The organism is Sorangium sp. So ce375, from assembly GCF_051473855.1.
GTDB lineage: Bacteria > Myxococcota_A > Polyangia > Polyangiales > Polyangiaceae > Sorangium.
The window spans coordinates 6,912,489-6,938,886 of sequence record NZ_CP150335.1; the positions used below are offsets into that span (position 1 = coordinate 6,912,489).

The 26,398-nt window shown below is 70.7% G+C and carries 21 protein-coding genes; 12 read left to right on the forward strand and 9 right to left on the reverse strand.

What is annotated here, in order from left to right:
* Positions 1-23: 23 nt before the first annotated feature.
* The 4 genes from WME90_RS25620 to WME90_RS25635 are packed head-to-tail and all read right to left on the reverse strand — an operon-like array spanning position 24 to position 4,370.
* Positions 24-203 carry a hypothetical protein gene (locus WME90_RS25620; protein ID WP_437274616.1) on the reverse strand — a complete coding sequence of 60 codons (180 nt, stop codon included), beginning with the start codon at positions 201-203 and terminating at the stop codon, positions 24-26.
* A gap of 13 nt (positions 204-216) precedes the next feature.
* A complete protein-coding gene (locus WME90_RS25625) occupies positions 217-1,767 on the reverse strand; it encodes a hypothetical protein (protein WP_437274617.1) in 1,551 nt (516 codons plus the stop codon).
* 39 nt (positions 1,768-1,806) lie between these two features.
* Complete coding sequence (locus WME90_RS25630) at positions 1,807-3,444, reverse strand: hypothetical protein (RefSeq protein ID WP_437274618.1); 1,638 nt, start codon at positions 3,442-3,444, stop codon at positions 1,807-1,809.
* A 14-nt stretch (positions 3,445-3,458) separates the two neighbouring features.
* Positions 3,459-4,370 carry a PEGA domain-containing protein gene (locus tag WME90_RS25635; protein WP_437274619.1) on the reverse strand — a complete coding sequence of 304 codons (912 nt, stop codon included), beginning with the start codon at positions 4,368-4,370 and terminating at the stop codon, positions 3,459-3,461.
* A 426-nt stretch (positions 4,371-4,796) separates the two neighbouring features.
* Here WME90_RS25635 and WME90_RS25640 point away from each other — a divergent pair, with 426 nt between their 5' ends.
* The 5 genes from WME90_RS25640 (at position 4,797) to WME90_RS25660 (ending at position 10,133) form a co-directional block, all read left to right on the forward strand.
* Complete coding sequence (locus WME90_RS25640; RefSeq protein ID WP_437274620.1) at positions 4,797-5,873, forward strand: RNA polymerase sigma factor; 1,077 nt, start codon at positions 4,797-4,799, stop codon at positions 5,871-5,873.
* A 281-nt stretch (positions 5,874-6,154) separates the two neighbouring features.
* Positions 6,155-6,898, forward strand: a complete 744-nt coding sequence (locus tag WME90_RS25645; RefSeq protein WP_437274621.1) for a helix-turn-helix transcriptional regulator — start codon at positions 6,155-6,157, stop codon at positions 6,896-6,898.
* On the forward strand, positions 6,891-7,232 hold the full coding sequence (locus tag WME90_RS25650) for a hypothetical protein (protein ID WP_437274622.1): 342 nt from the start codon (positions 6,891-6,893) through the stop codon (positions 7,230-7,232). The genes WME90_RS25645 and WME90_RS25650 overlap by 8 nt, the downstream gene beginning before the upstream one ends.
* A gap of 231 nt (positions 7,233-7,463) precedes the next feature.
* Entirely contained in the window at positions 7,464-8,690 is a 1,227-nt protein-coding gene (locus WME90_RS25655) for an alpha/beta hydrolase-fold protein (RefSeq protein ID WP_437274623.1), read from the forward strand.
* A gap of 204 nt (positions 8,691-8,894) precedes the next feature.
* Positions 8,895-10,133 (forward strand): cytochrome P450, encoded by a 1,239-nt coding sequence (locus tag WME90_RS25660; protein WP_437274624.1) that lies wholly within the window; start codon positions 8,895-8,897, stop codon positions 10,131-10,133.
* 41 nt (positions 10,134-10,174) lie between these two features.
* Here WME90_RS25660 and WME90_RS25665 read toward each other — a convergent pair whose 3' ends face one another.
* Positions 10,175-11,140, reverse strand: a complete 966-nt coding sequence (locus tag WME90_RS25665; RefSeq protein WP_437274625.1) for an NADP-dependent oxidoreductase — start codon at positions 11,138-11,140, stop codon at positions 10,175-10,177.
* A gap of 343 nt (positions 11,141-11,483) precedes the next feature.
* Positions 11,484-12,119, reverse strand: a complete 636-nt coding sequence (locus tag WME90_RS25670; protein WP_437274626.1) for a hypothetical protein — start codon at positions 12,117-12,119, stop codon at positions 11,484-11,486.
* Between the two features lie 358 nt (positions 12,120-12,477).
* On the opposite strand from WME90_RS25670, the gene WME90_RS25675 reads away from it, so the two are divergent.
* Complete coding sequence (locus WME90_RS25675) at positions 12,478-13,452, forward strand: GAF domain-containing protein (RefSeq protein WP_437274627.1); 975 nt, start codon at positions 12,478-12,480, stop codon at positions 13,450-13,452.
* Positions 13,446-13,646 carry a hypothetical protein gene (locus WME90_RS25680; RefSeq protein WP_437274628.1) on the forward strand — a complete coding sequence of 67 codons (201 nt, stop codon included), beginning with the start codon at positions 13,446-13,448 and terminating at the stop codon, positions 13,644-13,646. Before WME90_RS25675 ends, WME90_RS25680 begins: the two co-directional genes overlap by 7 nt.
* A 267-nt stretch (positions 13,647-13,913) precedes the next feature.
* Here WME90_RS25680 and WME90_RS25685 read toward each other — a convergent pair whose 3' ends face one another.
* Positions 13,914-14,609, reverse strand: coding sequence for a hypothetical protein (locus WME90_RS25685; RefSeq protein ID WP_437274629.1), 696 nt, complete (start codon positions 14,607-14,609; stop codon positions 13,914-13,916).
* Here WME90_RS25685 and WME90_RS25690 point away from each other — a divergent pair.
* Positions 14,584-15,549, forward strand: a complete 966-nt coding sequence (locus WME90_RS25690; protein ID WP_437274630.1) for a glycoside hydrolase family 5 protein — start codon at positions 14,584-14,586, stop codon at positions 15,547-15,549. The two genes, WME90_RS25685 and WME90_RS25690, sit on opposite strands and share 26 nt — an antisense overlap.
* Before the next feature lie 628 nt (positions 15,550-16,177).
* On the opposite strand, the gene WME90_RS25695 is transcribed toward WME90_RS25690, so the two are convergent.
* Entirely contained in the window at positions 16,178-16,984 is an 807-nt protein-coding gene (locus WME90_RS25695; RefSeq protein ID WP_437274631.1) for a TetR/AcrR family transcriptional regulator, read from the reverse strand.
* Positions 16,985-17,270: 286 nt separating this feature from the next.
* Between WME90_RS25695 and WME90_RS25700 the strand changes: the two genes are divergently transcribed.
* From WME90_RS25700 to WME90_RS25715, 4 genes are read left to right on the forward strand one after another with little or no spacing between them, the layout of a single operon-like run.
* Positions 17,271-18,119, forward strand: coding sequence for an urea amidolyase associated protein UAAP1 (locus tag WME90_RS25700; protein ID WP_437274632.1), 849 nt, complete (start codon positions 17,271-17,273; stop codon positions 18,117-18,119).
* On the forward strand, positions 18,116-18,790 hold the full coding sequence (locus WME90_RS25705; protein ID WP_437274633.1) for an urea amidolyase associated protein UAAP2: 675 nt from the start codon (positions 18,116-18,118) through the stop codon (positions 18,788-18,790). Before WME90_RS25700 ends, WME90_RS25705 begins: the two co-directional genes overlap by 4 nt.
* Positions 18,787-22,575 (forward strand): 5-oxoprolinase/urea amidolyase family protein, encoded by a 3,789-nt coding sequence (locus tag WME90_RS25710; RefSeq protein ID WP_437274634.1) that lies wholly within the window; start codon positions 18,787-18,789, stop codon positions 22,573-22,575. Before WME90_RS25705 ends, WME90_RS25710 begins: the two co-directional genes overlap by 4 nt.
* Positions 22,568-24,133, forward strand: a complete 1,566-nt coding sequence (locus WME90_RS25715) for an APC family permease (RefSeq protein ID WP_437274635.1) — start codon at positions 22,568-22,570, stop codon at positions 24,131-24,133. The genes WME90_RS25710 and WME90_RS25715 overlap by 8 nt, the downstream gene beginning before the upstream one ends.
* A 104-nt stretch (positions 24,134-24,237) precedes the next feature.
* On the opposite strand, the gene WME90_RS25720 is transcribed toward WME90_RS25715, so the two are convergent.
* The gene (locus WME90_RS25720) at positions 24,238-26,274 is read right to left on the reverse strand and encodes a hypothetical protein (protein ID WP_437274636.1); all 2,037 of its coding nucleotides are present in this window, start codon (positions 26,272-26,274) and stop codon (positions 24,238-24,240) included.
* Positions 26,275-26,398 lie beyond the last annotated feature (124 nt).

Consider the following 26,398-nt stretch of genomic DNA (forward strand, 5'->3'; position numbering starts at 1 on the left):
CCGGACGCGACCGCCGGTCAGATCTAGATCACGTCCACACACGAACAGCGGGCCTGGCGATAGGCGATGAACGCCTCGCGCTGGAGGAGGCGCGGCTTGCCGAGCTTCGTGACTGGCAGCGTGAAGCCTGGCGCGCGGATCGTGTCTAGGAAGATGCGTGCGGGAATTCCAGTGACCGACTCGACGTCCTCCTGCGAGAGCACCTGCGCGCTGTTCCTACTCCGGAAACCGAAGCGTCTTGACGGCGTTCCCTTCCTCGCCCGTGATCATCTTGCCGGACGAGTCCCAGCTGATGCCGCCCTTGCCCGGAGGTCCGAGCTTGTAGGCGACGCCCTCGAGCGTGAGCTGGTCCTCGTCGAGGTAGGCGATCCCGATCGAGTCTCCGCCGCGCCCGGGGCCGCCGTAGCCGCCATCGCCCCCTCGACCGCCTTTGGCACCCGGACAGGACCACGTGCCGTCCCCCACGGCGCCGCCCGATGCTCCTCGACCGCCTTTGCCGCCTTGCTCGGGTAGCCCACCGTCGCCACCCGGCCCCCCGGCGAGCGTCTCGATCACGGTGTCGCGTACCGTCAGGTTGGCGTGGAGCGCGACGATCCCGATCGTCGGGTGGCCGTTCTCGCCCCCTCGGCCGCCTCGCCCACCGCAGCCGCCGGCGCCTCCGGAGCCGCCGCCGGCGCCTCCCTTCGAGGCCACGCCGCACGCGGCGAAGCCGCCTCGACGGCCACCGCCCCCGCCGCCGCCTTGGCCGGGCATGCCCCTGGTGCCATCGCCTGCCCAATCGGCCTCCCACCCCACCTCGCCGATGCGCCCGATGCCCTCGCCGGGGGCACCGACAGTACCGGGCGCGCCGTATATCCCGTAGAACCCCGAGCCGCAGGTGAAACCTGGGATATCCCCGTGATCCCCGTCGCCGCCATGTCCGTCGTTCGTGTCGGACATCACGTTCGGTTGCCCGTCGTCCCCGTCGCCAGCGTCGTCGGGAAGCCCGTCCCCTCCTTTCCCGCCGATGCTCGGGATTCCGCCGTCGCACGGGTTCACCACCGCTGGGCCGCCGGGCACGACGGCTCCCGAGCACGCATCGCCGCCGTACACGCCATCAGCCCCGTCCGCCGCGCGGTTCAGCCCGGGCCATTCCTCGCCATCATGGCCTGCCCATCCCCAGTCTGTGCGGATCTCGCTTCGGATGAGCTCAACGGCCGTGTTGGAGCGAACAAGCATCGTGATCGGGCCCCACGCCGTCACAATCATGTCGACGATCGTCGATACCCCGTCCGCGGCGCCCGTGTCGCCATCGCTCGCCGGCACAACCGTCAGGACGATGTCTGCCTTGTCCGAGAGCTGAAGCACGGAGCGCGTGTCCTCCTGGCGCTTCCAGCTCACGCAGCCGAAACCACCGATGAGATCCACGCCGGAAGGCAGCGTCAGGGGCCCGAAGAACCCGTCGGCGCACGCGAAGACGCGCCCTCGGCCGGTACGGGCGAGCTCCACGCCGCGCTGCAGCGTGCGCACCGGCTTGTCTTTTGTCGTACCGGGGTTCGCGTCGTCGCCGCTGCCCCAGACGCCGCCCACGAACACGCCGCATCCATCTTCCCACACATCGGCGGCGAGACGCTCGAGACAGACCGACTCCGGAGGCGGCTCGTCGTGACACGACGAGCCGCCGTCGCACGCCGCTCCGCCAGGCTCGTTGGGGCCCGGCGCCGTGCCGCAGCCGGCCACGGCGAGCAGCAGCGCGGGAGACAGATAGATCGCTCGTGTGGTTCGCATCGTTCTTCCTCGATCGCTTATCGTGGCAGCGGGGGACAATCAGCGGGGCGGGGCGGGACTGGGCACGTCGAATTGACGGTAAGGCATGGAGTCGCCCCTCTGGCCCTTCCCCACCTCGTCATCGGGCGCTGCATTGCCTGCGAGACCGCCCTCGCCAGGTCTTCCAAGCTGTACAGGGGCGTCCGGCCCGATGCCCACGTAGGCGTTGTGAGCAGCGACGCCATAGGAGGAGCCTCCGAGGCCGCCGCCGGCGTCCCCCCCGCGACCGCCGGCGCCTCCGAGGCCGCCGCTGCACGCGGGCCACATTTCACCAACACCGGGAGGAGGCTTCCCACCATAGCCGCCGACGGAACCACCGCCGCCCGGTTGGCCCGTGCCGCCGACGCCGCCATTGCCGCCGTTGCCCGTAATCACCCGAGTCGCCTCGAGCGTCACCGCGCTCGCCTGCAACGCCACAACGCCGATGCTCGACCCGCCATAGCTGCCGCCCTTGCCTCCCCGGCCACCGCAGCCGCCGCTCCCCCCCGAGCCGCCAGCAGCGCCGGCCTGGGGCCGTCCCACGCGACACGCCACCATCTCGCCTCGCGACTTGCTGCCGCCTCCACCGCCGCCCCCCTGGCCGACGCCGCCTCTCTTCCCGTCCTCCCCGCGGATGCCCATCCAACCGTCTTCGGTGAGATAGCCTGCGCCAACCGCGCCGTCGGCGCGATCGGCGTCGGGCCCCTTCTTGCCGGTTTCGCCATCTCTGCAAGGCGAACTCCCCGCGCCCCTGCCTGCGTTGCCCCCGCCCTCCGGATTCTCCTTCGACTCCGGCCATCCGGGCCCCCCATCACCCCCCGATTCGAGCCCGCCGTCGCCCCCGTAGCCTCCAGTGGACTCGACGCCGTCGTCGCACACGGTCACGACCGGGAGAGCTCCCTTGGCGAAGTCCGCGGTGCAGGCGTCTGCGCCGTCGATCCCCCAAACCCCCTCCTTGGCGGGGACGCTGGGCGCGTCCTCTCCCGGCTCCCCGTCTTTGCCGTTCCCGGCGACGATCACGCTGTCCCGCACGATCGCCTTGGCCCCCGGGCTCAAGATCATCGCGACCGACGACTTGCCATCGTCCGCGGACGCATCCGCCGCCTCGACACGCACGCCGACGATCACGGACACCGCATCGTCCGCTGCGTTGATTGCACCCTCCCCCCGGAGGACCCGCACCGGGATCCCCTTGGACGGCGCGATGGCGGTCGACGCGTTCGGCCCGCCGAACGACCATTCGTGCGACCAATCACCGCCGTCGTCACATCGACGGCTTCCCCAGAGGTCGACCCCGGACGGCAGCGTGATCTCCTCCGCGAATGCCCCGCTGCAAATGTACACGCGCCGGGTCGGCGCCTCACCGCCGCCTCTTCCGCTCGACGCGAGCGCGACGGCGTGTTGCAAGGTCCTCACCGGCGCTCGCTTCGTGCCGGCGCCGTTGTCGTCGCCCTGCTCGCTGACGAACACCCCGCATTCGTCGAGCGCCATCGCCGTGGCCGGGTCGCCGTCACAGAGAGACTGCGGTGGCGTGAAGCAGAGACGTTCGTCGTAGCAGCTGTCGTCGTAAGTGCACCCCGAGAGGCCGCCCACACCGGTCGTGAAGAGGGTGCCTACGGTGAGCAGCAGCCGCATTCGTCGCGGTTCGAGAAGAGGCATGTCCTCGCTCCTGATCACCACGCGCCGTACGCCACGAGACCAGCCTGCGCCGGCGCGACCGTCGGAACCAGCGCGAGCCGAGCTCTGGTCGGGTCAGCCTGCAGGAAGGAGAGGTCCGTGAAGAACGAAGCCAGGGTCGCAGCGCCCACCACACCGCTCGTCACCACCATCGCCGTGCCGAGCCCGGCGAAGAGATCTCGCTCTTGTCGGAGGTCCTTCAGCTCGGAGCACGCGGAGGGCTTTGGCGCTTCCCGACACGCCCCTTGAGAGACCCCCGCGGCGTCGAGCTTCGCGTTCCGCTCGTCCAGGTCTCCGTCGGCGGTCCTCGCGCGAACCATGAAGACCGCACCGAGCGAGCCTGTCGCCAAGGTCAACCCGATACCGGTGATGCGCAGGGTGCCTGGCCACGATGTCCAGGGGCTGCGCGGCCGGCTCCGCACGGCGGGCGAAGAGCTCAGGGCCTGCGGCGTGTCCCTCGGTGATACCGGCGACGGCTGCTTGGCGCTGCTCGCCGCCGCAAGGGGCAGCTGCATCGTGATCTCGTGCTCCGCGCCCGGCAAGGCGAGGAATGAATGAAACGCGTCCGCGTGGCCCGATGCACGGCCCCGCACCATGTGTTTGCCCGGCTCGAAGAAGAGCGTGTAGGTCCGCGCGGTCCGCCCGATGCGCTCGCCGTCGATGAGCACCTCGGCGTCGGGCGGATCGACCCCGAGCACGAGCATCGCGACGCGCTTCGCTGCCTCGCGCTGCCCTGCCTCGAATCGCCGCTGGAGCGCACCTGGCAGCGCTTCGCGCTGTTCCAGGCTCCTGGCCAGGTGCTCGGCCGCGTCGCGGTACCTGTGCAGCGCAACCTCGCAAAGGCCGAGCTCGCCGGCGATCTCCGCGCGCTCTCGCTCGGTGCTGGTCGCCGGATCTGCGCCCTCCAAAGCAGCCTTGTAGGCCGCGTGTGCCTCGATCCACAGCCCGGCATTGCGCGCTCGCTGCCCACGGCGAACATGGTCCTTCACCGATGAAGTGCCGCTCGGGTTCGCCTTGGCTTGGACGCCATCCGCGCTGGCCGAGCTCGCGAAGCCTGTGGCGGCCCCGAACGCAAGAAAAATCGAGAGCGAATGCGCGATGCAACGCATCCAGGCACGGTACTGACGCCGGCTGCTCGGCGTCAATCGACAGAAATCACAATATTTCGACTGTTTCAGAGAGAATTTTTGGACTGCTGATGTAATGAGCTCAGCCGTCCACTGGCACAGGCAATCGTAGCTAATCAGCCTACATTGAATTACATTATCCGACCTAAATCGCTCCTCGCCTCATTTTCGTGAAGCGTTTTGGCCGGCTCAAGTGTGCTGCCTACCGTGGACAAGCCAGCGACCGTCGCCCCCGGCTTCGAGCTCTTCCGGCGCCTCGCCCGGCGCCATGGGGTGCCGGCGCGAAACGCCGAGGATGTCGCCCAGGAAGCGCTGCTGCGGGGGCTGGAGGCCGAAAAGCGGCTCGATCCGGGTGGAGACCCAGCCCCGTACCGCGTCACGATCGCCGTCAACCAGGCGCGCAACCACGTCCGTAACGCACGCAGCCGCGGCGAGGTGCTGACGTCGTTCGATGAGTGCGAGATCCGAGATGAGTGTCCCACGCCCGAGGAGCTGCTCCGGAGGCGGCAGCGGGAGGAGCTCACGCGGCAGCTGATCGACCAGCTCGATCCCAAGTACCGGGATCTCTTGATCAAGCACGACCTGCAGGAGGTCCCGCTCGCCGAGATCGCCGCCGAGCAGGGACTGCCGCTGGGCACGGTGAAGACGAGACACTGGCGGGCGCACAAAGAGCTCCGGGTGCAGCGGGAGCGGTGGCAGGCGCAGCAGCGCTCTCAGGGACGGGACGACAGCGCCTGCATGCCACTCGCGCTGGGCTTCGGGCGTCGCGCGTCGTGGGTGGACTCGCTGCGCCATCTGGGCGTGAGGATTTTCGTTCAGTGCGCGCTCGTCGTGCTGACAGGCGCGGTCATCTCCTCAGTGCCGCGCTTGGTCGACCTGGAAGCATGGCTCGCGGAGGCGGTTCGTGTCCCTGCCACCCTGCCCGCAGCGCAGGACGCCGCGGCGTCTTCCGGTGCAGCGCGTGCGCACAGCGCCGCGGCGCCGGCCGCGCACGAGATGTCGTCGCCCAGGGAGCAAGGAAGCGCGCGCGCGCAGGCGGTTGCGAGCAGCGCGCCCGCTCCCTCGACCGCGACAGAGCGGCGCCCCGCGTCTCCGGCGAGCGACGGTCGATCGACCACCAGCGAGCGTGAGAGGAGTCTGATCAACCAGGCCCGGAGGGCCATCGAGTCCGGAGACACCATGGCCGACGTGGAGGCGATTCGTCTGCTGAAGTCGCACGCGCGAGAGTTCCCCGGCGGGCGGCTCGCCGCCGAGCGCGACGCACTCCTTCGACAGCTGCGCTGAGCCCTCGGCGATCCTCCGACAGATACCAGGCGGTGACGCAGGCGATGTCTCCGGACTGCACAAGGCGGAGATCCACCTTGTTCCCGGCAAGAACGATCACGTCCAGGAAATGGAACGAGATGAATACGATGGAGGATCTACTCGGTGCGATGTGGCTTCTCTCGCCGCTCGGGTTCGCGATGATAGCCTGCGTCGCGATCGGTTTCGCGGTCACGGCGCGCGAAGCGCTGGGACGGGAGCGCGGGCTTCGCGAGGCGCGTGAGCACGCGCACGATGACGAGATGTCGGCTCTCACCGACGCGAAGGAGAAAGCAGCGGAGGAGCGGGACCGATACCGGCGCCTGCTGGACTGTCATGTCGACGCGGCGCTCGCAGAGCTGATGGGCGCCCGCGCGCGCCCGATCCCATGGCCGGGGAGAGTCCTCGAATCGTTCTGCGCTACGGCTCCTTCGTGGAAGCAGAAATTGGGGGAGAGCACGGGGCTGGGCCCGAGCGAGGTGGAGCGGCTGCTGAAGAGCGATCTGTCGATAACGCCCGGCCTCGCGCGGCAGCTGGAGGGCTTCACGGGCGCGCCGGCGCGGTACTGGGAGCGCTTGTGGCGGCTGCACGACGACTACCGGACGGACGCCGAGGAGACCGTGGTGATCCAGGTCGGCGAGCCTGTCACAAAGCGCGAGAGCTCGGCGCGTCGGGCTGCATCGACGAGGCCAAGCTCGGAACCGCCGACTCCGCCCACGGTACCTCCTCGTGCGGTCGACGTTCCGCCGCCCGTGATACCGTCTCCCGAGCTTGCGACCAGGAGCCCGCGGGCGAAGCTCCCGCCGCCTCCACAGCCCCGGCTCCGGGCGGCGCTCCCTGTCCGCGCCGCCACGGGGGTAGAGCTGGCCCGTCGCGCTGGGACGCCGACGAGCTCCCCGCTACAGCACGACGAATGGGGGGAGAGCTCCGCCAACGCGTCCGATTGGGAGGACGCGGAGCGCTCTCCGCTGAACACGACACTTCCGGGAGTAGGAAGCCATGGGTGAGCGCAGCCGTGCCTCGCATTCGGTGGACGTGGGCATGCGCGCCTGGGTAGGAGTCTCCTTCGACGCCATCGTTCAGCACAGCTCCACGATCAGGGACGTGCTGCGCCGGCTCAAGGTTCCAGAGTGCGACCGAGAAGATGTCTTGCAGAACATCCTGCTCTCTGCATGGCGAACCGTCGAGGCAGGAGGATTCCGTGCACGCGAGCACCTGTCGATGAAGGAGGCTTTGAGACGCTGGCTGCATGTGGTCGCCTGGCATCATACGACGCACTACAGGGAGGACCAGGAGAGGTGGGAGAGGGGCCGCGGCTCGTACACGCAGCTGGCGTTTTGAAGCGGAGGCGACTCACGACGGCACCCTGGCGGAAGGGCAGACGATCAGCTCGGGGGCTCGCCGAGCAAAGTGTTCCAGTGATGGTCGACGGAATCGAAGGGCTCGCCGATGAGGACCCCGCCGAAACGGGCGTGAGCGGCGCGTGACGCACAAATGATCCACTGTTCATTGTGCGCGGATCTCGCTCCCGTCTATGCTCTGCCGATGACCTCGTCCCGTGATGTGCGCGACATGCTCGCGCTGCTCCTTTCGACCGGATGGCTAGCGGGATCGAGCGCTGCTTGCGATACCCCGTCGCGGCCTCCCTCGGCGTCGAATCTGCCGCAACAAGCCAGCGCCGTCGCCCCCGCGGCCCCGCCCGCAAAAGCGGCGGATACTGCCATCATCATTGGCGAGCGGCAGATCGTCCAATCAACCATCCTGGGCGAAGAGCGCCCCCTCCTGGTGCACACGCCGGAGAGCTACAAGGAGGGCAAATCCGTTTACCCGGTGCTCTATCTGCTCGATGGCGAAGAGCAGTTCCACCACACCACGGGGATCACCACGTTCCTGAGCGCGGCCGGGCGGGCGCCGGAGATGATCGTCGTCGGCGTCGTGAACACGGGCGACAGCCGCGAGCGCGATCTGACGCCGACGCCGCTGAAGGACAAGCCGGGCACCGGCGGCGCCGGCAAGTTCCTCTCCTTCCTGAAAGACGAGCTCCGGCCGCGCATCGAGGGTGCCTATCGCACCGCGCCGTACCGTATCCTTGTCGGCCACTCCTTCGGAGGTCTCTTCGGGCTTCACACGCTCACGAGCGCGCCCGACACGTTCAATGCCTACGTCGCCATGAGCCCGAGCCTGTGGTGGGACGACAAGGTCGTGCTCCGCGCCGCGGAGAAATCCTTCGCGAGCCACGAAAGCCTCCAAGCGTTCCTGTACATGACCATGGGGAACGAATCCGGATCCATGCTCGGAGATGTCACGGCATTTGCAGCGGTCCTGAAGGCCAACGCCCCGAAAGGGCTGGAGTGGGAGTTCAAGCACCTGGACCGCGAGACCCACGGATCCATCACACACCGCAGCACGTACGACGCGCTCGAAAAGCTGTTCACGGGCTGGGAGGCGCCGCCGGAGGTCGCCACGGTCAAGGCGCTGCAAGCCCACTACGAGGCCCTCTCGAAGAAATTCCACTTCGAGGTGAAGCTCACGGAAGCGCTGCTCAACGGCTTCGCTTTCAACCGCTACGAAAAGCACCGCGACGAGGCCATGGCCGCCTTCAAGCTCAGCGTCGAGCTCCACCCGAACTCGCCCGGCGCTCATAACACGCTCGGCCAAGCATACGAGGACGGCGGTCAGCTGGATCTGGCGAAGGCCAATTTCGAGATTGCAGTGCAAAAAGCGACAGCGGCGTCGGATCCGGCCCTTCCGGAGATGAAGGCGAACCTCGAGCGCGTGAGCAAGCTGATGGCCAAATAGTCAATCAGCACGGTTGCGCCTCCGCTTCGCCTCTGTTCGCAGATCGAGGCGACGGGTCGGCCGGCGCGAGCTCTCGGATCCCGAGGCTCCTGAGCCTGGCGCCTGGACGTCGACGTCGGACTACCTCGCGCCCCTCGGAAGGTGGTATTCGATCAGTCGTCCGGAGGATAACCTCCCCACCACTCTGCCCGGAGCATCGCGACCATGTCGAACGAGACCACCCGCGCGTTCAACCACCTCGTTCCCCCGCACCTGGAGGATCCTTATCCCCTCTTCGAGGAGCTCCGGCGCGAGGCGCCGGTGGTGTTCAACCCGAGCTTCGGGATGTGGTTCGTCTCGCGTCACGAGGACGTCGCGGCCGTGGTCAAGGATCCGGTGCGGTTCAGCTCGGCGCAGGTCCTCGCGCCGATGCAGGAGCCCTCGCCCGAGCTGCTGGCGATCCTGGGCAAGGACCGGAGCGGCGTATATCCGCTCCTGTCGAGCGATCCGCCGGTCCACACGCGGGTGCGCGGCCTCGTGAGCAGGGCGCTCGCGGGGCCGCGCCTCGCGGCGAGGATGGAGCCGTTCATCCGCGCGATCACGAGCGAGCTGGTGGGCGGGTTCGAGAAGGACGGGCACGCGGAGTTGATGGCGCGCTTCGCCACGCCGCTGCCGATCCGCGTGACCAGCCAGCTCTTCGGGATCCCGCTCTCGGAGATGGAGCAGGTGAAGCGGTGGTGCGACGACGAGACCATGTTCCTCATGGGTTTCCTGCCCGAGGAGCAGCGCGCGGAGCTGGCGCGCAGCATCGTCGCGTACCGCGATTTTCTGCGCGCCCTCGTCGAGGACCACCGGGCGAACCCTCGCCCCGATCTGGTGACCGAGCTCATCGAGGCGCGCGCGGAGGGCGAGAGCCCGCTCGACACGCAGGAGCTTGTGGGCACGCTGTGCGTGCTGATCTTCGCGGCGCACCTGACCACGACGAACATGATCGGCAACGCGCTCGTGTCGATCCTGCGCGCGCCCGGCGCCTGGCAGGCGCTGCGCGATCGGCCGGAGGTGATCCCCGGCGTGCTCGAGGAGGCCATGCGCTTCGATGCGCCCGTGCAGGGAATAACGCGCACCGTGAGCGAGGACTGCCGGATCCGAGGGGTGGCCCTGCCGCGCGGTGCGCGGGTGTTCGTGCTGTTCGGATCCGCCAACCGGGACCTGCCCGGCGTGAAGGACCCGGAGCGGTTCGATATCGAGCGCGCGGCCGGGCCGAACCTCGCGTTCGGGCGCGGCCCGCACTTCTGCGTCGGCGCGCAGCTCGCGCGCATGGAAGGCTCGATCGCGCTCGACGAGCTGACGCGACGCCTGCGGGGCGCCCGCCTCGCCGACGACGCGCCGCTCTCGTACATGCCCAACCTCGTGCACCGCGGTCCGACCGCGCTGAACGTCGCGTGGGACGTGCCGACATCCTGAGCGCTCTGAAGACGGCCGGTGGAGGGCCGCTGCTCTCGACCTCAGCGAGCAGTCGCCATTGCCAAAACGATCTTGCCACGCGGGCGGGGGCGGGTGCCGTCGAGCATCTCATGCGCGCCGCGCACCTCGGCGAGCGGCAGCACGGCGCCGATGTCGACCGAGAGCTCGCCTGCGTCGAGCAGGGCGGCGATGCGGTCGAGGTGGGCCGTCGTGACGTCGACGAGAAAGAAGCTTGCCCGCACGCCGCGACGGGAGGCCTCCTCCTGGTCAGGGGTCGACACCGCCGAGACCAGGGTGCCACGTGGTTTGAGCACGGCAAAGGACCGTGCCTGCGTGTCGCCACTGACGAGGTCGATGACGGCATCGACGTCCTTGGCGGCATCCTCGAAGCGCTCGCTCCGGTAGTCCACGACGACGTCCGCACCGAGACTGCGGACAAAGTCGCGATCTTTGGCCGAGGCCGTCGCGATCACACAGGCGCGGGCCCGGCGCGCGAGCTGCACCGCGTACGCGCCGACGCTGCCGGCCGCACCGTGCACCAGCACGGTCTGTCCGGCTTCGAGCTGGGCCTGATCGAACAGCGCCTGCCACGCCGTGACGGCGATGACCGGCACGGAGGCGGCCTGCACGTCGTCGAACCGGAGAGGCTTGCACGCCATCATGCGCGCCTGCGCCACGGCATAGTCCGCGTGTGCGCCGGTGAAGCGCCTGTTGGCGACGCCAAAGACCGCTGCGCCCCGCGCGAGGCCAGTCACCTCGGAGCCGAGCGCAACCACGGTACCAGCGAGGTCCGAGCCGAGCGTCAGCGGCAGCGGCTGGGGCAGCACGCTCTTGCCGGCACGAATCCAGGCGTCCCACGGCCCGACCCCGGCCGCCGCGACGCGGACCAGCACCTCGCCCGGGCCAGGCAGCGGGACCGGCACCTTTTCGATGGTGATGACCTCGGGGCCGCCGAACCGGTGGACTCGAGCTGCGTCGGTCGAGCTGGGAAGCATCGTCGTGAACATGGTGTGGACCTCGTGAGCGTCGAGGGAGCGCGCCGGCGGAAGACGTCGTGAGGGCGGCCGTGAACGGGCGTGCACAGGACAAAGAACCTGGAGTTCCTCCCACTCGACGCCTCATGTCGGGGTACTCGGCCACATCGTCCGGGCAGCTCGAGCATCAGCAGCAGGCCGACCCCCCGGAGCATCTGCTCCTCCGCACCAGCGACGACGCCCAAGGACTTCCCTGGTTGCGCGCGGCTAGCCCTCTTTCAGGCGGCCGGCGGCTCGGCAACACCTCACGCGCCACCAGGGACGAGCTTGGTCGACCGCGGCACCAGCCCGCGGCCTCGGAGCGCATCGCTCCCCGTTATTCGGTCACGATCGTGATGGGGTTGAAATAGACCCTCACACCCGTCTTCGTCCCCGCGTCATTCCCCTTCGTGTCGCCGACGTAGTCCAGCTTGTTGACGAGGCTCTCCGGCGCGAACGAGAAGATGTCGTGGGCGTGGTCCGTGTCCGTGTACGCGTGGCTGAAGTCGTTCGGGCTGACCACATCCACGATCGGGCTGCTCGCGACGTGCAGGCGGTACCAGGCCGTCCCAGCGGCGCGGGTCCAGTCGCTCTTGGTCTCCAGCGCATCCATCGAGACAGCGGCCCAGAGCTCGTTGCCATTGAAGACGCTGAGCCCGACCTGGAGCGACACGCTCGGACCGTGACCGTTGTACTCGGCGTCGCCGCCGACGCGCGGAGGGACGTAGAACCCCGTGGAGAGGCCGACGAGCGTGAGCGTCGACAGCGACGCGTCGCTCGCGATCGAATCCCGGTCCACGGAGGCCAAGAGCTCGGCGTCGGCGCTGCCGATCTCTGCGCCCTCCGACGCCGGGGCGCCTTCGGCGTAGGGATCGGCCTGCGTCTCGTCGGCGGTGGCCACGCAGCCGGGGGCGGCGACGAGGAGGGCGAGGGCAAGCGGCGAGACGGCGCGGAAAAGGGCAATGCGGCTCATGGTTGCTCCCAGGGCTTTCGTTCGGGTGTCGAGCGCGGCCGAGCGGCGCCGAGGTGGCCATCACCCCGCCGTTCGCGCGCCTCACTCCGTCATCCGGAGGCCGGGAGAAAAACCCGACAGAGATCGATCGCGATCCGCGCCAGGCCGCGAGCGCGGAGCCGTCGGCCCGCAGGCAGCCGGCAGGGTCGTGTCTCCTGGAACACCGAGCCCGTGGAGCCCGCGAAACGCCGAGCCCGTCGAGCGCCCGGAGGGGGCACCTCGAGGCGCCGGGTTGCGGTAAGCTCGAACGTCGGGCGCGACCGTTCCACGGCAGCGCTCGCGGTTGAGCCCGCCCTGTCGCCCCGTCAAGAGCACCCCAATGGCCGATTTGAACGATCCCGCGCGCCTCGCCGAGCTGCACCACGTGCTGCTGCACGACGACGCGGATTCCATCCTTGACGCCTGCGTCGAGCGGGCAGCCGAGCTCGCCAGGGCGCCGATGGCGCTCGTGAGCTTGGTGGTCCGACACATCCAGCTGTTCCGCGCGCACCGCGGCCTGCCGCCAGAGCTGGGCGTGTGCTGCGCGACCTCACGGCGCAGCTCGTTCTGTCAGCTCGTGGTCCGCCACGAGGCGCCGCTCGTCGTCGAGGACGCCGTTCACGACGAGCGCGTGCCCAAGGAGCTGGTGGAGAGTTACGGCATCCGCGCCTACGCGGGGGTGCCCGTCCGGGTGGGCCGGCACGTGGTCGGTTCGCTCTGCGTGATCGACGTCGTCCCCCGCGCCTTCGAGCCGCGCGTCGTCGAGGGCCTCCTGAAGCTCGCCGCCGAGGTCGGCGCGCGGCTCGAGGCGCTGGAGAGCGACACGCCGCCGCCGAGCCGCGCCGCGAAGGAGCGCCTCGCCCGGTTCGGGCAGACCGCGCGCGCGCTGGAGCGCGCCCTCACGGCCATCGCTCCCGTGATCGCCGAGGCGCAGCGCGCGGCGGCGACGCTGCCGGAGGCGCCCCTGCTCGCGCCGAGCCCCGACGATCTGCGCGCCGCGGTCGACTGCTACCGGGATATGTTCGCGATCGCGGCCGAGCTGGCCGAGGATGCCATGGCCCTCTCACGCTCCGCTCCGCCCGAGGCCGCGTCCGAGCTCGCCCTGGCCACGCGATCCCTCACGCGGGACATGGTCGAGATCAGCCCGCTCGTCCGTCTCGCCGAGGGCGTGCTCGGGGGCACGCTCGATGGGGGCGCCGCCGCCAAGGCGGCGCACGTCGTGCGGGACGCGTTCGCGGCACACGAGACCGCTTCCGCCGCGGTGCACCGGATCATCGCCACCGTCGAGAGCGCGCGAACAGCGGAGGCGTGGTGAAAGGCCGAGCGTACCAGCTGCTCCGTTCCTGTCTCGGCGACAGGGACCCTCCGAACGCGCGCGACACGTTCATCTATGCGCGGGTCATCATGCGCGCGCGGGTCGTGCCCGAGGAGATCACGCCGGCGCTCGACGACCCCGACACCGAGCGCCGGCTGGAGAGCGCGCTGCGAGAGATCCTCCACCGCGCGTAGAGAGGGCCGCCGGTCGCTCGCGCGATCAGGCGCCGAGCGACGCGCCGACGAGCAGGATGCCAGGGCGCTCCCGCCAGGAACCGCGCGAGTCGCGTGACTCGCGCGTACCAGCGTCCAGGGCTCGGTGGAGCTCTTACTTTCGCCTTCACCCGTCGCGCCGGGCCTGCTATGCAGCGGACCGCCTTCTTCGCCGACATCCTTGCTTGACGCCTGGGATCTAGACCGGGCGCACGGTTCGAGACGCCTTCCTTTGGAGTAAACGATGAATCATGACTTGACCCATGGGCTGTTCACCGGCCCGAGGTGGACACGCGGATTCCTGCAGCTCGCTTTGCCGGCGATGGTGCTGCTCGGGTGCGAAAGCACGTTGGGAGACTCGGTATCAGGGGGCGGCGACGCTTCGACGTCCTCGATCAGCGGCGGCGGGTCGACCGTGGCGTCGGCGGCGGTCTCCTCGGGCGGCGACGGGGGCGGCACGGGCGGCAATGGCGGCGCCGGGGGCAATGGCGGTACGGGCGGCAATGGCGGCGGCAATGGCGGCGAAGGCGCGTCGACCGTGGCGTCCGCCGGCGGCGCTGGCGGATCGGGCGGCGATGGTGCGTCGACCGTGGCGTCCTCGTCGGCCTCCTCGGGCAGCGGCGGCGCGGGTGGCACCGGCGGCGGCGATGTGTCGACCGCGGCATCGTCGTCGGCTTCCTCGGGCAGCGGCGGCGCGGGTGGCGCCGGCGGCGGCGATGTGTCGACCGTGGCGTCCTCGTCGGCTTCCTCGGGCGGAGGCGGCGATGCGTCGACGTCGAGCGCGGCGTCCACATCGGCTTCCTCGGGCGGCGCCGGCGGCATGGGTGGCGGCGATGCGTCGACGTCGAGCGCGGCGTCCACGTCGGCTTCCTCGGGCGGCGCCGGCGGCATGGGTGGCGGCGATGCGTCGACGTCGAGCGTGACCACCACCACCTCGACCGGCATGAGCTCGACCACCTCGACCGGCACGGGCCCGATCGCGACAACGCCGGTGGAGCGGCACGGCCGCCTGAGGGTGAGGGGCAACCGCGTCGTCGACGAGCACGGGGACGAGCTCCAGCTCAAGGGCATGAGCATGTTCTGGAGCGTCTGGGAGGGAGAGAAGTTCTACAACGCGTCCGCCGTCGGCACGCTCGTGAACGACTGGAACGTGACCGTCGTCCGCGCCGCGATGACCGCCAACACAGAGAGGCTCGGCTACGTCCACAACCCGGACGCGGAGAAGAGGAAGGTCAAAGCGATCGTCGATGCCGCCATCGCCAGAGGCATCTACGTGCTCATCGACTGGCACGATCACGAGGCGATCCCGAACAAGGAGGCCGCGAAGCGCTTCTTCCGGGAGATGGCGACGGAGTACCGCGACGAGCCCGCCGTGATCTTCGAGGTGTTCAACGAGCCCGACTACGAGACCTGGGAGCAGGTGAAATCGTATGCCGAGGAGGTGATCCGGGAGATCCGCAACGCCGGCTCCGACAACCTCGTGATCGTCGGGTCGCCGAACTGGTCGCAGGACGTGGACGTCGCGGCCAGGAATCCGATCAGGAACTACGAGAACATCGCCTATACGCTTCACTTCTATGCGGCGACGCACAAGGATGCGCTGCGCACCAAGGCGACGAACGCGATGGCCGCCGGCCTCGCGCTGTTCGTGACCGAGTGGGGCACCTGCTCCTCGAGCGGGAACGGCGCGCTGGATCTCGCCGAGTCGCAGCGGTGGCTCGACTTCATGGCCAGAAACAGCATCAGCTGGCTCAACTGGTCCATCGTCGACAAGGCCGAGTCCTGCGCCGCGCTCAGGCCAGGGGCGAGCGCCGGCGGTCCCTGGTCGGATGGCCAGCTCACGGAATCGGGGCGGTGGGTCAAGCAGAAGATCCAGGCGCCTTAAGCAAGCTCCTTGCCGGAGGCCAGGGTCGGCGGCGCTCCCAACCTGGGTCGGCGCTCCCAACCTGGGTCGGCGCTCCCGCGGCGCTCCCAACCTGGGTCGGCGCTCCCAACCTCGGCGCTCCCAACCTGAGTGACCTCAACCTGGGTCGAGTCGCCCTCAACCCGGATCGGGTCAACCTGGGTCGGGTCGGGTCAGCCTGGGTCGGGTCACCCAACCTCAACCCGGGCGGGTCAATCTGGGTCAGGTCGGGTCAGCCTGGGTCGGGTCCCCAACCTCAACCCGGGTCGCAACCCGTCGGTCACCCCCAACCTGGGTCGGGTTGCAGCCTTGGTCGCCCCCAACCTGGGTCGGGTCAACCAACCTGGGTCAGGTCGCTGCCCCGAGGTCAGGGTTGCGGCCCCGGTCGCCCGCAACCTGGGTCAGGTCGCTGCCCGGGGTCAGGTCGCTCAACCTGGGTCGGGTCGCGATCCGCTCCGCCAACCTGGGTCAGGTCGCTCAACCTGGGTCGGGTCGCGGGGTCAGGTCGCTGCCCCGGGGTCAGGTCGCTCAACCTGGGTCGGGTCGCGCCCCGGGGTCAGGTCGCTCAACCTGGGTCGGGTCGCGCCAACCTGGGTCGGGTCAACCTGGGTCAACCCGGGTCGGGTCGCCCTGCTTTCCTTCGGAGCGCCGCGAGCGTCGACGGCCGCACCAACAGCCCGCCGACCGTCTGATCCGCGACGAGCTCCGCGATCTGCTCCGGCCCATAGCCCAGCGCCGCCGGATCGCTGGCCGCGAGCGGATGCACGCGCCCTCCCCCGCCGGGACGGCACCAGTTCTGCACGCTCTCGTCCTGGGCCAGCACCGTCAGCCCGCACAGGTAGGCATCGACCTCGCGGAACCTCCCCTCCCCCATCCCGCGCCCCACCATCGCGGCCACGGCCTCGGTCAGCGCGCGCCGCTCGGCCCAGTACGTCGCGAACGCCGCCGGATCCCGCTCGCTGAAGCGGTGGATCTCCGTGATCTCCAGCGGGAAGCCGCACACCGTCTGCACGTCGAAGCGCACGAAGCGCCATAGCTGCACGTCCGCCGTCTCGCCGCTCGCCTCGAGGCTCCGCGCATACGACAGCGGCAGCCGGTTCACCTGCTGCAGGATCTCCGCAACGATCAGCTCCTTGCGCCGGAACCAGTAGTACAGCGACGACTGCCGGAGCCCCGCCGCCTGCGCGATCTCCAGCATCGACACCTCCGCGACCCCCCGGTCCGTAAACAGCCGGACCGCAACCGCCAGGATCTGCTCCCGCGGCGCAAGATCGCTCCGCTGCGGCGCCTTGCGCGGCCGACCCATGCGGCGCGGGCTCCCCTCGGCCTTCTGCTCGCCTCCGGCGTTTCTCTCCCCTTCCGCCTTCTGCCTGCCTTCGACGCTCTTCCGACCGTCGGTCTTCGAGGGAGGGACCATCTCTGTCTTCATCATCTTCCGGGGGTGGCCATCGCGCAGCCGCGCAATCGCAGCCGCGCCCTCATGCCGCCTCGCCCTCCCGCGCGTCAATCGCCTCCGCGCTCGCCCCCCACGCCCTCCGCTCTTCATCTCTTCATCCACCCCCCACGCCGCCATCAAGAAAATCCACCGCCTCCGGGAAAAAGCGCGCGAACCCTGCATTTTACCCCCACGAAACAGCCTGGAAACCCCAGCCCCGGATAGTCGGCCTCGCAGTTTCGATTCTCTATCGAAAGTGAGGCGGGCGATGTCTGAAACGGCCACAACGTACGCCGCGCGCGAGCACGCGCGCGCCCAGGAAGGCAGCGTCGTCGAGACGCAACCCACCGTGCCGAGCACGTCGATCGGCGACCCCCCCGCGGGCGTGGAAGCGCGCGACGTCCTCTGGGAGGAGACCCTCGGCGCCGGCGGTTACGCGGCGCGCACGCTCCCCGTCGGCAGCCGGCTCCGGCTCGTCGACCTCGAGGGCGACACCTGCGTCGCCCTCGCGCTCCACCGCGCGGACCGCCCCATCGAGCGGCTCTGCCTCCCCGACACCGTGAAGCTCCAGTGGCAGGCCTATCCCGGCCCCGGCTACCTGCTCCTCTCGGACATGGGGCGCGTCCTCGCCTCCGTCCTCGAGGACACCGCGGGCCGCCACGACACCTTCTGCGGCACCTCGCTCCCGGGCGAGATCGAGGCTCACCACGGCAGCGACGCCCACGGCGGCGCCCTCCGCTCCGGCCGCGAGCGGCTCCTCCTCGCCCTCGCCAAGCACGCCCTCGCCGAGCGGGACCTGCCCACGCCCATCAACCTCTTCAAGGGCGTCCGCATCGAGGCCGACGGCGCCATCACCTTCCTGCCCGACTCCTCCCGGCCAGGCGCCCACGTGCTGCTCCGCGCCGAGCAGGACGTCCTCGTCAGCGTCGCCGTCGTGCCGCACCGCCTCGACCCGCGCCCGACCTACCGCGCCGGCAAGGTCCGCCTGACCGCATGGCGCGGCCGCCCCGCCGCCGTCGACGACCCCGTGCGCAACGCCACCCCCGAGGCGCGCCGCGCCTTCGAGAACACCGCCGAGGAGCTCGCGCTCGGCCTCCGGGCAGGAGGCGCGCGATGAGCCCCGCCGCCAGCGCCGGAAAGCCGGTCGCCGCCCTGCGCGACCCCGCCCTCGCCGGGCTGTCCGGCGCCCTCGTCTCCGACGAGATCGTCCCGGCGCGCGCGCCGTGGGCCAAGATCGTCCGCGCCGGCGAGATCCTCCGCGTCATCGACCTCGAGGGCAACCAGGCCGTCGACTTCCTCGCCTACGTCCTCGCCGACACCGCGGAGCGCTACAGCGCCGCCGACACCATCGTCGCCCAGCGCAACATCTTCCTCACCACCGGCGCGCGGCTCCGCTCGAACCGCGGCGGCGTGATGATGACCGTCGTCGACGACACCTGCGGCCGCCACGACACCTCGGGCGGCGCCTGCTCGTGCGAGTCGAACACCGTCCGCTACGGCCACCACACAAAGCACCAGCACGCCTGCGTCGAGAACTTCCTCCTCGCCGCCGCGCCCTACGGCCTCGGCAAGCGCGACCTCGTCGGCAACATCAACTGGTTCATGAACGTGCCCGTCGAGGCCGACGGCACCCTCGGCATCGTCGACGGCCTGTCCTCGCCCGGCAAGCACGTCGACCTCCGGGCCGAGCTCGATCTGCTGCTGCTCGTCTCGAACTGCCCGCAGATCAACAACCCCTGCAACGCGTTCAACCCGACCCCGATCCGCGCGGTGGTGGTGCGGCCATGAGCGCCACGACCCCGCCCTTCCGCCGCGTCCTCGTCGCCAACCGCGGCGAGATCGCGTGCCGGATCATCCGCACCCTGAAGCGCCTCGGCGTCGCGTCGGTCGCCGTGTTCTCCGACGCCGACCGAGCCGCCCTCCACGTGCGGCTCGCCGACCACGCCGTCCGCCTCGGCGGCCAGACCCCCGCGGAGAGCTACCTGCGCGTCGACGCCGTGGTCGACGCCGCCCGCCGCGCCGGCGCCGACGCGGTCCACCCAGGTTACGGATTCCTGAGCGAATCCGAAGATTTCGCGCGCGCCATCGAGGGCGCGGGCGCCGTCTTCATCGGCCCGACGCCGGCCCAGATGGAGGCCTTCGGGAGCAAGCACCGGGCGCGGGAGATCGCCGTCGAGGCGGGCGTGCCGCTCCTCCCGGGCACCGGCGTGCTCCGGGACGCGGACCACGCCGCCGCCGAGGCCGCGGCCATCGGCTACCCCGTGCTGCTCAAGGCGAGCGCCGGGGGCGGCGGCATCGGCATGGCCCGCTGCGACGGGCCGGCGGAGCTGCCCGCCGCGTTCGAGCGGGTCCAGCGCCTCGCCCGGTCGAACTTCGGCTCGGGCGAGGTGTTCCTCGAGCGCTTCCTCGCCGCGCCCCGGCACGTGGAGGTCCAGATCGCCGGCGACGGCCGCGGGAACGTCCTCGTCCTCGGCGATCGCGACTGCTCGGTCCAGCGCCGCAACCAGAAGGTCCTCGAGGAGGCGCCCGCGCCCGATCTGCCGCCGCGCCTGCGCTCCGCCCTCGCGGAGTCGGCCCGCGCCCTCGCCGCGAAGGTCGCCTACCGCAACGTGGGCACCGTCGAGTTCCTCGTCGATCCCGCCCGCGCCGAGCACTACTTCCTCGAGGTCAACACGCGCCTCCAGGTCGAGCACGGCGTGACCGAGCTCTGCACCGGCGTCGACCTCGTCGAGTGGATGCTGCGCATCGCCGCGGGCGACACGGCGTTCTTCGCCGGCGGCGACCCGGCGCTCCGCGGCCACGCGATCGAGGCCCGCCTCTACGCCGAGGACCCGGCGCGGGGCTTCCTGCCGAGCGCGGGCCTGCTCACCGAGGTGCGCTACCCCGAGGGCGGGGGCGTGCGCGTCGACGGGTGGGTCGAGACCGGCACCGAGGTCTCCGCGCTCTACGATCCGCTGCTGGCCAAGCTCCTCGTGCACGGCGCGGACCGGGCCGCGGCCGTCGCGGCGCTGCGCGGCGCCGTCGGAGAGACCCGGATCGGCGGGATCGAGACAAACCGCGAGTGGGTCGCGGTGGCGCTCGATCACCCCGATTTCCGCGGCGTCCGGCACCACACGGGCACGTTCGCGTCGCTGCCGTTCCGCCCGCCGACGGTCGAGGTGACCGCATCGCCGGGCGCGGTGACGGTGCAGGACTGGCCCGGGCGCCTCGGCCTGTGGTCGGTCGGCGTGCCGCCGAGCGGGCCGATGGACGACCTGTCGTTCCGCCTGGGCAACCGCGTGGTGGGCAACCCCGGTGGCGCCGCGGGGCTCGAGTGCGAGGTGCACGGGCCCACGCTGGTGTTCCACCGGCGCGCGGTCCTGTGCGTCGCGGGCGCCGCGATGCGCGTGCTCGTCGACGGCACCGAGGTTGCGCCCTGGACGCCGGTCGAGGTCGCGCCGGGCGCCACCGTGGCCTGCGGGCCGGTGCGAGGGCCGGGCGCGCGCGCCTACCTGCTCGTCCGCGGCGGCGTCGACGTGCCGGCGCACCTCGGCAGCCGCGCCACGTTCACCCTCGGCGGCTTCGGCGGCCACGCCGGCAGGCCCCTCCGCCCCGGCGACGTGCTCCGCCTCGGCGAGGAGATCGACCCCACCCTCGACCCCGGCGCGCTGCCGCCCGAGGCCCGGCCGGAGATCGGCAAGTCCTGGGAGCTCGCCGTGCTCGACGGGCCGCACGGGGCGCCGGACTTCCTCACGCCCGAGGGCATCGAGCAATTCTACGAGGCCGAGTGGGAGGTCCACTACCACTCGGCCCGCACCGGCGTCCGCCTCGTCGGGCCCGCGCCCAAGTGGGCGCGCACCGACGGCGGCGAGGCAGGGCTGCACCCCTCGAACCTCCACGACAACGCCTATGGCATCGGCGCGGTCGACCTCACCGGCGACATGCCCGTCATCCTCGGCCCCGACGGCCCGAGCCTGGGTGGCTTCGTGTGCCCGCTTACCGTGGCAGCGGCCGAGCGGTGGAAGCTCGGCCAGCTGAGCGCCGGGGACAAGGTGCGGTTCCGGTCGATCGTGCCCGCGGAGGCCGACGCGCTTTCGCGGCGGAGCGACGCGGTTGTGGCCCTGCGCGGCGGCTCGGCGAGGGAGGCGACGAAGGCCGCGCCCCTCGCGGCCGGCGCAACCTCGGTCGGCGCAACCTCGGTCGGCGCAACCTCGGTCGGCGCAACCTCGGTCGGCGCAACCTCGGTCGCGACGAAGGCCGCGCTGCCGACCGCGCCGCTCGCGGTCCCCGCGGGGGCGAGCGGGCCGCGGCGGCCGCGCAGCGAGCCCGTGCTGGGGCGCGTGCCGGCGCGCGACGACCGGCCCGCGGTGGCCTTCCGCCAGAGCGGCGACCGCTACGTGCTCGTCGAGTTCGGCCCGCCGGTGCTCGACGTCGACCTGCGCGTGCGCGCGCACCTGCTCATGACCCGGCTCGAGGAGCTGCGCGTGCCCGGCATCGTCGACCTGACGCCCGGGATCCGCTCGCTCCAGGTGCACGTCGACGGCGCGCGCCTCACCGTGGCGAAGGCCCTCGATCTGCTCCGTGAGGTCGAGGCCGACCTGCCCCCCCAGGCCGCGATCCGGATCCCGAGCCGCGTCGTCCACATGCCGCTCAGCTGGGACGACCCGGCGACGCGCGAGGCGATCGCCCGCTACGAGCGCGCGGTCCGCGACGACGCGCCCTGGTGCCCGAGCAACCTGGAGTTCATCCGCCGGGTCAACGGGCTGCCGGACATCGCGGCGGTCCAGGAGATCTTCCTCGCCGCGAGCTACCTCGTGCTCGGCCTCGGCGACGTGTACCTCGGCGCGCCGGTCGCGACGCCGATCGATCCGCGCCACCGGATGGTCACGACCAAGTACAACCCGGCGCGCACGTGGACGCCAGAGAACGCCGTCGGCATCGGCGGCGCGTACCTGTGCATCTACGGCATGGAGGGGCCGGGCGGGTACCAGTTCCTCGGCCGCACGGTGCCGGTCTGGAGCCGCCACCGGCCGTTCCGGCAGACGACGCGCGAGCGGCCGTGGCTCCTCCGCTTCTTCGACCAGCTCCGCTTCCACCTCGTGTCGGCGGAGGAGCTGCTCGATCTCCGCGCCGACATGGTGGCGGGGCGCGGCGAGGTGCGCATCGAGGAGGCGACGTTCGATCTGGGCGAGCACCACCGCTTCCTGGCCGAGAACGCCGGGAGCATCCGCGCGGCGCAGGCGCGGCAGCGGGCGGCGTTCGACGCCGAGCGCGGCCGCTGGGAGGCGGACGGCGAGTTCGACCGCGTGCGCCGCGCGGGCGCCCGGCTCGAGGGCGCGTCGTCCGCCGCCGAGGACGCCATCCCGGCCGGGGTGCTCCCGGTGACGGCGCCGCTCACCGCGTGCGTGTGGAAGGTCGACGTGGCGGAGGGGCAGCGCGTCGAGGCGGGCCAGCGCGTGGCCATCCTCGAGGCGATGAAGATGGAGTTCCCCGTGGTGGCCGACGTGGCCGGGGCGGTCGGCTGGATCGGCTGCCGCCCGGGCCAGATGGTCAGCGCGGGCCAGCCGCTCGTGGGGGTGTCGGCCGATGCGTGACCCGATCTCGACCGCCGCGCCGGCATCGGCGCCCATCGCGGAGGACCGCGGCGACGCCGAGGACCTCGCCCGCCTCGGCTACCGCCAGGAGCTCCGGCGGGACCTGGGCAGCCTGTCCGCCTTCGCCGCGGGCTTCTCGTACGTCTCGATCCTCACGACGGTCTTCCAGCTCTTCGTGATCGGGTACGCCTTCGGCGGGACCCGGTTCTTCTGGACGTGGCCGGTCGTCTTCCTCGGCCAGCTCGCCGTCGCGCTCAACCTCGCCGAGATGGGCTCGCGCTACCCCGTGGCCGGCTCGGTGTACCCGTGGGGGCGCCGCGTCTGGGGCGGCGCGCCGGGGTGGCTCGCGGGCTGGCTCAAGCTCGTCGGCGACGTCGTGAGCGTCGCCGCGGCGGCCATCGCGCTGCAGGCGATCTTGCCGAGCGTTTGGAGCGGGTTCCAGTTCCTTGGAGGCGACCCGTCGCTCACGTCGCGCGACGGCGCCGCGAACGCCGTGCTGCTCGGCGCGGGGCTCATCGTGCTGACGACGGCGATCAACCTGGCCGGGGTGAAGGTGATGGCCTGGGTCAACGACGTCGGCGTGATGGCGGAGCTCGGCGGCGTCGCGCTGCTGCTCGTGGCGCTGTTCCTGAGCGCGGTGCGCGGCCCGGAGGTGGTGCTCGCGCCCATCTACGGGCCGCCGTCGTCGCTGGGGACGGGGGCGGCGGGCCTCCTCGCGGCCGCGCTCATGCCGGCGTATGTGCTGTACGGCTTCGACTCGGCCGGCTCGCTGGCCGAGGAGACGCAGAACCCGCGGAGGATCATCCCGCGCGCGATCTTGAAGGCCGTCGTGGCGTCCGGGGTGGGCGGCGCGCTGCTCCTCCTGGCGGCGCTGATGGCGGCGCCGAGCCTGACGGACGGCCGCCTCGCCACGGAGGGCCTCGCCTACGTGGTCGTCAGCGCGCTCGGCCCGACGCTGGGCAAGGTCTTCCTTGTCGACGTGGCGCTGGCCGTGTGCGTCTGCACGCTGGCGATCCAGACCGGCGCCTCCCGCCTGGCCTTCTCGATGGCGCGGGACGGCGCGCTCCCGTGCGCGCCGGTGCTGGCGCGCGTGTCGCCGCGCACGAAGACGCCCGTCGCTCCCGCGATCGTGGTCGGCGCGCTCGCGTGCGGCGCGCTCGTCGTGAACTACGGCGAGGCGCAGCTGTTCGTGCTCATCACGGAGACGGCCGTGCTCCTCGTGAACCTCTCGTACCTGGTCGTGACGGCGGGCATGCTCCTCCGCCGGCTGCGCGCGTGGCCGGGCCTCGCCGGGGCGCCGGCCGGCGTGTTCTCGCTGGGGCGGGCCGGGCTCGCGCTGAACGCCGCGGCCGTGGCCTGGGGGGTGGCGCTCATCGCGAACATCGCCTGGCCGCGATCCGACGGCGCCGAGGCGACGTGGCTGGAGTACTTCCCGGTGATCGGGGTCGCGGGCACGATCATCGTCGGGCTCGGGGTGTTCGTCGCGACGCAGAGGCCGACCGGAGAGCGGGTCATCGTCAGCCAGGCGCGGGAGCGCTCTCCGTCGCTGACCTCTTGAGGCGGGCTGTTCCGGCGGCGAGATCGAGCAGACCCGAGCGGAAGCCGACGGAACAGCCGAGAGGGCGAGAGCACGGCGCCCAGCTCACGAGCGCGCGGCGCGGATCAGTTCTCGAATCGGACCTTGTCCATGTAGTAGGGACCGGAGTTGGCGGTCACGTTGAAGTTGAACTGCAGCTTCACGTCGCTCGGCGCCGCGTTGAGCGCGTTGATGATGCCCGCCTGGAGCTGCGGGAACGCGACGGTGTTGAATGCGCCCCGGGTGAGGCCGTTGAGCACGACGTTCCCGACCCACTGGTTGTGGATGCCGGCGGACGGGATCGAGATCAGCACCTCGAGGGTGCCGACCCAGCTCGGGTTCGGCTGGACGGCGGACACGAAGAGATCGAGCTTGATCTTGTTGCCGACCGGCGTGAAGCCCGAGGTGCTGAAGCTCGGGCTGATGATCTCGTTGAACGCGGTCGGCGTCTGGACCTGCAGCGACGAGATGCCCTCCCTCACTCGGCCCGTGTGGACCGCGAGCTGGGCCTGCGGCGAGGTCCAAGCGCCCGGCTTCTCGAACCCGAGGATCGGGTTGTTGACGAGGAACTCGGTCATCACCTGCTGGCGGAACGGGAGGAACACATTGAGGAGGGCCGGCGAGAGGATGAAGCGCTTCGGACCGCTCGGGTTGCTGGGGTCGACCGGCTCGGTCTTCTCGGAGGTGTGGGTGAAGACCAGCGTGTTGGGGAACGGAGCGGATAGCCCGACATCGAAGTTGCTCGACGCGTTGCCATCGCGATCCTGCGGCTCATGGCACCCCGAGCACGCGAGGGTCTCCGCGCGCCCGACGATCTGGTCCGGCGTGAGCGTGCTGCCCATGGCGGTGAGCCTCGCCTGGATATTGTTCTTCAGGGTCGACGTCCCGGTGCCGAGCGCGTTCAAGTAGTTGTTCTGGAGCGGGATCATCAGGCTCTCGCCCCCGTTGTAATTGCTGATCATGGGAAACGGGTAGGCGAAGCGGTTGACATCGTCGGCAGCGGCGAGCCGCTCCACCATTTGCGGGAAGACGGTGCTCTGGAAGCTGCTCACCCGCCAATCGCTCGACGCGGCGGGCGAGAAGAGCCTCGCGGCCGGGTTGTCCTTGACGAAGGACGGGTCGATCTTCAGCGAGGGGCTGCCGCTGGTGCCATGGATGAGCCTGAACTCACGGAGCGACCAGGTGGCCGGCGGCGACGTGCCGTTCAGAAACTCGTTGGTTCGGATCTGGCCGTGGTCGGCCCCCGGGGCGTGGCCGTAATGGTCGATGTGGATGACGGGCTCGAACCCTGGCAGGCCATTGAAGTAGAAGCTCAGGAGCTCGTTCGTCCGCGTCGCCACGCTCTTCGCGGGATTCGACTGGTTCAGCCAGAAGTCGACGACCGGGCGGCAAGCTTCCCGGCCGAGGCTCGGGTTCGGGTTGGGCAGCCGGGCCTCGAAGATGATGAAGTTCCGCTGGAGGCCGTTCGTGTCGGGGTGGCCGCCGCGCCTCGCGAAGACGACCCGGTACTCCCCGCAATTGGAGCCGTCCGGCGGGGCGAGGTCGAAGCGGTTCGTGAGGGTCGTGGCCATGTACGCGCTGTCGGCGTTCGGATTCGCGAAAGGATCGCTCGCGGATTCGTCCCCCACAGCGCGCGGGCACAGGACCGGCCACCCGTTGATCGAGCCGGTGGGTTGCTCGGCCGGGTTCGAGGAGCCCGGCGGGTAGATATCGGCGGAGTTGGCGGGCGTATCGTCGCAGTGCGGGACCGAGAAGAGCCCGGTCGCGCTTGTCCGGTGGGTGTCCATGAAGCGACGGAACAGCGTGAGGGGCGTCAGGCCCGTGACGCCCGACTGGGTGATCAGCTGCTGCAGGACCTGCTGCAGGGAGAACTGGGACACGATGTCGACGTCCGTGACGACGAGCGACTTCCGCGGATCGATCGCGAACGGCAGCGTGATCTCCTGGGCGGCCTCGGCGGTCTCGCTCTCCGCGAGATCCGAGAGCTCGCTGGGATCGGCCAGCCCGCCGTCCTCCGGCCCGAGGTCCGCGCACGCAGCAGGAAAGAGCGCGAGCGTGGCCAGCGCGGCGTTTCGCGTCGTCCGCCACGCCCGGGCAGAGCCAAGATCAGCGCCTGAGCGCACCGAGAGCCTCGAACTCGAATGCTTGAACAACATGAAACCTCCTGAAAACGATCACGGTGGCGAGCCACGCCCCTCGGGGGACGCTCGCGGACGAAGAGAGACGGAGTCCAGGGAGCGCGGACGA

What these genes read in the sequence shown, in the direction of transcription:
- WME90_RS25655 (WP_437274623.1), top strand. Translation starts at nt 7,464, where the DNA reads ATGCTCGCGCTGCTCCTTTCGACCGGATGGCTAGCGGGATCGAGCGCT.
- WME90_RS25660 (WP_437274624.1), top strand. Translation starts at nt 8,895, where the DNA reads ATGTCGAACGAGACCACCCGCGCGTTCAACCACCTCGTTCCCCCGCAC.
- WME90_RS25650 (WP_437274622.1), top strand. Translation starts at nt 6,891, where the DNA reads ATGGGTGAGCGCAGCCGTGCCTCGCATTCGGTGGACGTGGGCATGCGC.
- WME90_RS25630 (WP_437274618.1), bottom strand. Translation starts at nt 3,444, where the DNA reads ATGCCTCTTCTCGAACCGCGACGAATGCGGCTGCTGCTCACCGTAGGC.
- WME90_RS25675 (WP_437274627.1), top strand. Translation starts at nt 12,478, where the DNA reads ATGGCCGATTTGAACGATCCCGCGCGCCTCGCCGAGCTGCACCACGTG.
- WME90_RS25715 (WP_437274635.1), top strand. Translation starts at nt 22,568, where the DNA reads ATGCGTGACCCGATCTCGACCGCCGCGCCGGCATCGGCGCCCATCGCG.
- WME90_RS25665 (WP_437274625.1), bottom strand. Translation starts at nt 11,140, where the DNA reads ATGTTCACGACGATGCTTCCCAGCTCGACCGACGCAGCTCGAGTCCAC.
- WME90_RS25710 (WP_437274634.1), top strand. Translation starts at nt 18,787, where the DNA reads ATGAGCGCCACGACCCCGCCCTTCCGCCGCGTCCTCGTCGCCAACCGC.
- WME90_RS25685 (WP_437274629.1), bottom strand. Translation starts at nt 14,609, where the DNA reads ATGCCGGTCGAGGTGGTGGTGGTCACGCTCGACGTCGACGCATCGCCG.
- WME90_RS25625 (WP_437274617.1), bottom strand. Translation starts at nt 1,767, where the DNA reads ATGCGAACCACACGAGCGATCTATCTGTCTCCCGCGCTGCTGCTCGCC.
- WME90_RS25695 (WP_437274631.1), bottom strand. Translation starts at nt 16,984, where the DNA reads ATGGTCCCTCCCTCGAAGACCGACGGTCGGAAGAGCGTCGAAGGCAGG.
- WME90_RS25700 (WP_437274632.1), top strand. Translation starts at nt 17,271, where the DNA reads ATGTCTGAAACGGCCACAACGTACGCCGCGCGCGAGCACGCGCGCGCC.
- WME90_RS25705 (WP_437274633.1), top strand. Translation starts at nt 18,116, where the DNA reads ATGAGCCCCGCCGCCAGCGCCGGAAAGCCGGTCGCCGCCCTGCGCGAC.
- WME90_RS25670 (WP_437274626.1), bottom strand. Translation starts at nt 12,119, where the DNA reads ATGAGCCGCATTGCCCTTTTCCGCGCCGTCTCGCCGCTTGCCCTCGCC.
- WME90_RS25645 (WP_437274621.1), top strand. Translation starts at nt 6,155, where the DNA reads ATGTCGGCTCTCACCGACGCGAAGGAGAAAGCAGCGGAGGAGCGGGAC.